The following is a 6,905-nucleotide window of genomic DNA, read 5'->3' on the forward strand; positions in this document are numbered from 1 at the left end:
GCCGCCGCAGAGCACCGCCTCGATCAGGCGAGCCCCTCGACCAGCTCGGCGACCGACTTACGGCGACCGGTGTAGAACGGGACCTCTTCGCGGACGTGCATACGGGCCTCTGAGGCGCGCAGATGGCGCATGAGGTCGACGATGCGGTACAGCTCGTCGGCCTCGAAGGCCAGCAGCCACTCGTAGTCGCCGAGGGAGAACGAGGCGACCGTGTTGGCCCGCACGTCCGGGTAGCCGCGGGCCATCTTGCCGTGGTCGGCGAGCATCCGGCGGCGGTCCTCGTCGGGCAGCAGATACCAGTCGTACGAGCGCACGAACGGGTAGACGCTGACGTAGTTCCGGGGCGTCTCGTCGGCCAGGAACGCGGGGATGTGCGAGCGGTTGAACTCGGCGGGGCGGTGCAGCGCCATGTTCGACCACACCGGGTCCAGGGCGCGGCCCAGTCGGGTGCGGCGGAAGAGGTTGTACGCCTCCTGGAGCTGGTCCGCGGTCTCGGCGTGCCACCAGATCATCAGGTCGGCGTCGGCGCGCAGGCCCGACACGTCGTACGTGCCGCGGACCGTCACGTCCTTCGCGGCGAGCTGGTCGAACAGCTCCTGGACCTCGTCGGCGTAGCCCGTGCGGTCCTCGGGCAGGACGTCCTTCAGCTTGAAGACGGACCACAGGGTGTAGCGGATGACCTCGTTGAGGTCCTTGGCCAGCTTGCCCTTGTTCGGGATGCGGGCCGCGTCGGTGGTGGGGGCGTCGTCACTCATGTGCCTATTCTCCCGCTCCGCCGGTCGCGCTTCGCACCGGGCCCGCCTCCAGGGCGTCCACCGCCGCGTAGGCGCTCGCGATGCAGGCGGGGATGCCGACCCCGTCGTACGCGGCGCCGCACACGGCGAGGCCGGGGAGCTTGGCGAGGTGTTCGCGGATCCGGTCCACGCGCGCGTGGTGGCCGACGGGGTACTGGGGCAGGCCGTCGTCCCAGCGGGTGACGCGGGTCTCGACGGGGACCGCCGTCAGTCCTGTCGCCTCCTCGAGGTCGTGGCGTGAGACATCGACCAGGTCGGCGTCGGGGCGCTGGAGGATCTCCGTCTCGGCGTACCGCCCCACGGAGGTCCGCAGGACCAGCAGGTCCGGGTTCTCCTCGGCGATCCAGCCCCACTTCTGGGAGGCGAACGTCGACGCCTTGATGGTGCGTCCGTCGACGGGCGGCACCAGGAAGCCGCTGCCCTCGGGAAGGCTGACGTCGGCGCGGCGGTAGGCGAGGGTGATCAGGGCCATCGACGCGTACTCCACGCCCGCGAGTTCGGCCGCGGCGGCCGGTGCCTCGGCGCGCAGGAGTCCGGCGGCCACCGGGGTCGGGACGGCGACCACCACGCCGTCGGCGTCGAGCACCCGCTCCCCGGCGACGACCCGCCACGCCGCCGAGGTCCCGGCCGTGCGGCGCAGCTCGGTCACGGGTGCCCCGGTGACGATCTCGCCGCCCCGCGCGCGCACCGCCCGCGCGACGGCGAGCGGCAGTCGGCCCACGCCTCCCTGGATGCCCATGAAGACGGAGCCGCTCTGCTGGGGGGCGGCGGCCAGCCGGGCCTGGATGCCGCGCACCCCTTCCGTCAGGGAGGTGTGCCGCTTGGCGACCTCGAAGAGCTGGGGTACGGCCGAGCGCATCGAGATGCGGTACGCGTCGCCCGCGTACACCCCGCCCAGCAGCGGTTCCACCAGTCGGTCGACGACCTCGCGGCCGAGGCGCGCGGCGACGAACTCCCCCACCGCCACGTCGTCCCCGACCTCCGTGCGCGGCAGGTCGGCGTCGCGCTCGATACGGGCCAGCCCCTCGTCGGAGAGGACGCCGGCCAGGGCGGAGGCGCTGCCGGGGACGCCCATGACGTGCCCCTTGGGAAAGGGCCGCAGGGCGCCCCGGGTCCAGATCGCGGCCGTCGAGGTGGCGGGCGCCCGAAGGTGGTCGTCGAGGCCCACCTCGCGGGCCAGCGCGACGGCTTCGGGTCTGCGCGCGAGCATCGACTCGGCGCCGAGATCGACCCGGGCGCCCGCGATCTCGCCGGGCAGCAGCTTGCCGCCGAGACGGTCGGACGCCTCCAGTACCGTGACTCTGGCGCCCCGGTCCAGCAGCCGGTGGGCGGCGGCCAGACCCGCGATCCCGCCCCCGATGACGACGACATGCCCGGCACCCGCACGGGCCTCCACTGCGCTCATGCGACCACCTTCTCAGACCCCACTGACACTCCCGTCGGCGCACGGCGCCCCCGGTGTCCGGCGCGCATCCCGACCGTGACCTCTTCGGGACCATAACCGGCCAACGTTCCGGCCGCCTCGGGCGTCGAAGGAGCGTCAGTCGTGCAACACGACGGCCCAACGACAGCCCTCGGGGGGAATCCGCACCATGAACACCCTGCGCACAAGCCGTACCCGTCCCGTTCAGGCCCTGGCGGGCCTCCTTCTCGCCGCGTCCCTCGCGCTCACCGGTTGCAGCGGCGGCGCCGACGACGCCGGCACGACCAGTGACTCGGGCGCCGCCGCGAAGGGAGCGGCCCCTGACGCCCTGGACGAGCAGGCCGGGTCCGACAGCAAGCCCGGCGGCAAGGGCGGCGGCGCCCAGGCCAGTGCGGCGCCCCAGACGGCCACCGGCCCGCACATCATCCGTACCGTGTCGGTGTCCGTGCAGGTCAAGGACGTACCGAAGGCCTTGGCCAAGGTGCGCACCACCACGGAGAACGCGGGCGGTTTCGTCGGCAGCGAGACGACGACCCTGGACGAGGAGGAGGGCGGCGAGAGCACCGACGTCGTCCTGCGGGTGCCGGTGGCCGACTACGAGCGGGTACTGGACGCGCTGGAGGGCACCGGCAAGCTCCTGCACCGGGAGGCGGAGGCGAAGGACGTCACCGAGCAGGTCGTCGACGTGGAGAGCCGCGTGACCACGCAGCGCGCCAGCGTGAACCGCATCCGCGAGCTGATGGACAAGGCCACCAAACTCTCCGACGTGGTCACCCTGGAGGGCGAGTTGAGCCGCCGTCAGGCCGATCTGGAGTCGCTGCTGGCCCGCCAGGCCTCCCTGAAGGACCGCACTTCCCTGGCCACGATCAACCTCTCCCTCTCGCAGAACCCGGCCAAGGCGTCCGACAAGGACGACGACCCGGGCTTCCTGGACGCCCTCGTGGGCGGCTGGAGTGCCTTCGTGACGATGCTGCGCTGGATCGTGGTGACCCTCGCCGCGATCCTGCCGTTCGCCGCGATGGCGGCCCTGCTGGTGTTCGGCTGGCTGCGCCTCACCCGCGTCCGCGAGCAGCGCCCCACCCCGGACACGGCCACGGGCCCGGCTCCGACGGCCTCCCTGCCGACGGCTCCGGACCAGGACTGATCATCCCTGGCCAAGCCTGAAATGCCGGGCCCCCGTAGCGTGTTGCCATGAGCATGAGCGATGGCCGTACGAGTGACACGCAGCGTGGGACCGAGCGTCTGGTGGTGATCGGCGGCGACGCGGCGGGCATGTCCGCCGCGTCGCAGGCACGCCGGCTGAAGGGGCCCGGCGAACTGGAGATCGTGGCGTTCGAACGCGGCAACTTCACCTCCTTCTCGGCGTGCGGCATCCCCTACTGGGTGAGCGGCGACGTCCCGGACCGGGACCGGCTGATCGCCCGCTCTGCCGAGGAGCACCGGGAGCGCGACATCGACCTGCGGATGCGTACGGAGGTCATGGAGATCGACGTGCCGGGCGGGCGGGTACGCGCGCGTGACCTCGAAACGGGCGCCGAGTCATGGACGTCGTACGACAAACTGGTGATCGCCACGGGCGCCCGCCCGATCCGCCCCGACCTGCCGGGGGTCGACGCCCCCGGGGTGCACGGCGTACAGACCCTGGACGACGGCCAGGCTCTCCTGGACACCCTGGCCACCACCGAGGGCCGCCGCGCGGTCGTGGTCGGCGCGGGCTACATCGGCGTGGAGATGGCCGAGGCGCTCATCAAACGCGGCTACGAGGTGACGGTCGTCAACCGCGGCGCGGAACCGATGTCCACCCTCGACCCGGACATGGGCCGCCTGGTGCACGAGGCGATGGAGGGCCTCGGCATCACCATGGTGAACGACGCCGAGGTCACCAAGCTGCTCACCGGCGACGACGGCCGGGTGCGCGCGGTGGCGACCGAGGACGCCGAGTACCCGGCGGACGTGGTCGTGCTCGGCATCGGCGTCCGCCCCGAGACGACGCTCGCACGGGCGGCGGGCCTGCCCGTGGGCGACCACGGCGGGCTGCTCACCGACCTGGCGATGCGGGTGCGCGGGCACGAGAACATCTGGGCGGGCGGTGACTGTGTGGAGGTCCTGGACCTGGTCTCCGGCCAGGAACGGCACATCGCGCTGGGCACGCACGCCAACAAGCACGGCCAGGTCATCGGTGCGAACGTGGGCGGCGGCTACGCCACCTTCCCCGGCGTCGTCGGCACCGCCGTGAGCAAGGTGTGCGATCTGGAGATCGCCCGCACCGGTCTGCGGGAGAAGGACGCGGACCGGGCGGGCCTCCGCTTCGAGTCGGTCACCATCGAGTCGACGAGCCGTGCGGGCTACTACCCCGGCGCGGCCCTGATGACGGTCAAGATGCTCGCCGAACACCGCACGGGCCGCCTCCTCGGCGTCCAGATCGTCGGCCGGGAGGGCGCGGCGAAGCGGGTCGACATCGCGGCGGTGGCCCTTACGGCGGGCATGACGGTGGAACAGATGACAGCCCTGGACCTGGGCTACGCCCCACCGTTCTCCCCGGTCTGGGACCCCGTACTGGTCGCCGCGAGGAAAGCGACAGCGGCGGTACGGGCCCATGCGCGCTAGGGGAAGATCCCTAGGGGCGCGGGAACTGCGCGACAAGCGACGACGGACCCGCGCCCGGCCACGCACAGGCACCCCCTGCGGCGCTACGCCGTCCCGTTGATCCGGTCGATCGCCTGCCGGGCCTGCTCCCCCGGCGGCCGGGACGGCAGCGCCGACACGGACGCCGACGCCGAGACCGACGGCACCTGCTGCGACTGCGGCGGCTTCGCGTGGGCGCCCAGCCCGCTGGACCGCAGCCGGTGGCTCACCGCCTCGTCGAGCGTCACCGGACGCTGCATCTGTGTGGCCAGCCGCCCCGCCTCCTGGCCGAGCCGGGCCACGTCCTCCCAGGGCAGGTGGACCACCAGCGCGAGTTCGGCTTCTCCGTTCGGCAGAGCCTGTACCGACTGCGTCGGAGGAGTAACTCGGTCGTTCATCGCCTGTTCCTCACGTCGTCCCCGCGCCCGCCTTCGTCGTGTCGCGGACGTCGAGGACAGATACGGACACGCGGGCGACCGTGTTCACCGATTCGTAGGACATATCGGGGGCAGTACTTCCTTGTGGTCATCCCCGTCCATGATGTGAACCCCGCGAGGCGCACCCCCTGGGTCACGTACGCGCTGATCGCCGCCAACGTCCTCGTGTTCCTCACCATGCCCGGCGGGGCGGGGTCGGCGACGGGCGAGAGCCACCTGGCGCAGCTGTGCCATCTCCACGCCTTCCTGGACCACTACGCGGCGGTGCCCCAGGAGCTGATCCACCACCAGCTGCCGCGCCTGGTGCCGACGGGCGACGTGGGGATCGGCGCGGGAGGGCCAGGCTGTGTGGTCGGCCCGCCGGGCTACGACAAGTCGCCCCCGCTCTCCGTGCTGACGGCGATGTTCCTGCACGGTGGCTGGCTGCATCTGCTGGGCAACATGCTGTTCCTGCTGATCTTCGGCAACAACATCGAGGACCGGATGGGACACATCCGCTTCGCGCTGTTCTACGTCGCCTGCGGGTATGCAGCAGCATACGGCTTCGCCGTCGCGAACTCCGATTCGGGTGACCCCCTGATCGGGGCATCCGGGGCGATCGCCGGGGTGCTGGGCGCCTATCTGGTGCTGTTCCCGAAGGTCCGAGTGTGGGTCCTCGTACCGTTCCTGATCTTCCTGCCGCTACGACTGCCGGCCTGGCTGGTTCTGGGCTTCTGGTTTGTGCTGCAGGCGGTGTACTCGTCCGGCGAGGGCGTCACCGGCGCGGGCACCGTGGCATACGCGGCGCACATCGTCGGCTTTCTGGCTGGCATGCTGATCGCCTGGCCGCTACGCCCAGGCACCCCGCCGCCGCCAGAACCACGTGGCCTTCTGTGGGGAAGGCGGGCGCGGCCGGGTCAGTAAGGACAACAAGGCCCTCGCGCACGGGAGCCCTCGGAAGGACCAGGAACGGCTCACTGAGTACAAGGACAGCGGGCCCGGCCGAGGACGAGGCAGGCACTCAAGCACTACGCCACAGTTCGCGATAGCATACTTTGCGTTCTATGAGGGAGCGGCACCTGCCCACCTCTGCGACCAGTCGCATATTTGATCAGCTTTTCCTACTTTCGTCAGAGCTCAAGCTGACCTGTCGCTGACTTTGCTGACTAGCCGTCAGGCAATATGGAAGGTGAGACGAGAGACGAGCTACCCACCATCTCGCCCCTGACGCGGCAACCGCGCTCCCTGCGCCGGCCGCTCCGGGGGCGGCTCCCCTGCCAGCGAGAGCACCTAGCAACAGGCCTCCGTCGCTCAGGCCGCCCGCCTTCTCAAAGTGGGCCTGCCACTCTTCCGAACACTCCGGCTCTTATCCACAGAACCGCAGGCCGTGGGGACCGCAGTGCGGAACATAGCAGCAGATCTCCGGTTAGCCTCGGGCTTTCACGAGGGGTGCCGTCCGGCAGGTGATCGAGAAAGCAGAGAGTGCCCCTGAGCTGCAACGATAGGACTTGCTGAGGGTCCTGTACGTGGTAGCGAAAGAGGCACTTCCCAGGTGAAGGTGCGACACGAGGTCGCGTGTGTTGAGTGGGCTCTTTTGGAGAGGGGGTCGGCGATGGCGTCGGCGACAGAGTAGCCCTGGGTCAGTGT

Annotated in this window: 6 protein-coding genes; 3 read left to right on the forward strand and 3 right to left on the reverse strand. The window is 70.9% G+C overall.

Going from position 1 to position 6,905, the window contains the following annotated elements:
- Window positions 1–23 precede the first annotated feature (23 nt).
- Both hemQ and hemG read right to left on the reverse strand, forming a co-directional pair.
- Complete coding sequence (gene hemQ / locus ADL01_RS38755) at window positions 24–755, reverse strand: hydrogen peroxide-dependent heme synthase (protein WP_053746780.1); 732 nt, start codon at window positions 753–755, stop codon at window positions 24–26.
- Between the two features lie 4 nt (window positions 756–759).
- Complete coding sequence (gene hemG / locus ADL01_RS38760; protein ID WP_053746781.1) at window positions 760–2,199, reverse strand: protoporphyrinogen oxidase; 1,440 nt, start codon at window positions 2,197–2,199, stop codon at window positions 760–762.
- A 187-nt stretch (window positions 2,200–2,386) separates the two neighbouring features.
- Between hemG and ADL01_RS38765 the strand changes: the two genes are divergently transcribed.
- Together ADL01_RS38765 and ADL01_RS38770 are read left to right on the forward strand one after the other, a co-directional pair.
- Complete coding sequence (locus tag ADL01_RS38765; protein ID WP_053746782.1) at window positions 2,387–3,361, forward strand: DUF4349 domain-containing protein; 975 nt, start codon at window positions 2,387–2,389, stop codon at window positions 3,359–3,361.
- A gap of 47 nt (window positions 3,362–3,408) precedes the next feature.
- The gene (locus ADL01_RS38770; RefSeq protein ID WP_053746783.1) at window positions 3,409–4,824 is read left to right on the forward strand and encodes an FAD-dependent oxidoreductase; all 1,416 of its coding nucleotides are present in this window, start codon (window positions 3,409–3,411) and stop codon (window positions 4,822–4,824) included.
- Between the two features lie 83 nt (window positions 4,825–4,907).
- On the opposite strand, the gene ADL01_RS38775 is transcribed toward ADL01_RS38770, so the two are convergent.
- Window positions 4,908–5,240 (reverse strand): hypothetical protein, encoded by a 333-nt coding sequence (locus tag ADL01_RS38775; RefSeq protein WP_053746784.1) that lies wholly within the window; start codon window positions 5,238–5,240, stop codon window positions 4,908–4,910.
- 123 nt (window positions 5,241–5,363) lie between these two features.
- Here ADL01_RS38775 and ADL01_RS38780 point away from each other — a divergent pair, with 123 nt between their 5' ends.
- On the forward strand, window positions 5,364–6,182 hold the full coding sequence (locus ADL01_RS38780; RefSeq protein WP_053746785.1) for a rhomboid family intramembrane serine protease: 819 nt from the start codon (window positions 5,364–5,366) through the stop codon (window positions 6,180–6,182).
- Window positions 6,183–6,905: the final 723 nt, after the last annotated feature.

It is taken from the genome of Streptomyces sp. NRRL WC-3618 (assembly GCF_001280005.1).
In the GTDB taxonomy this organism is placed as follows: Bacteria; Actinomycetota; Actinomycetes; order Streptomycetales; family Streptomycetaceae; genus Streptomyces.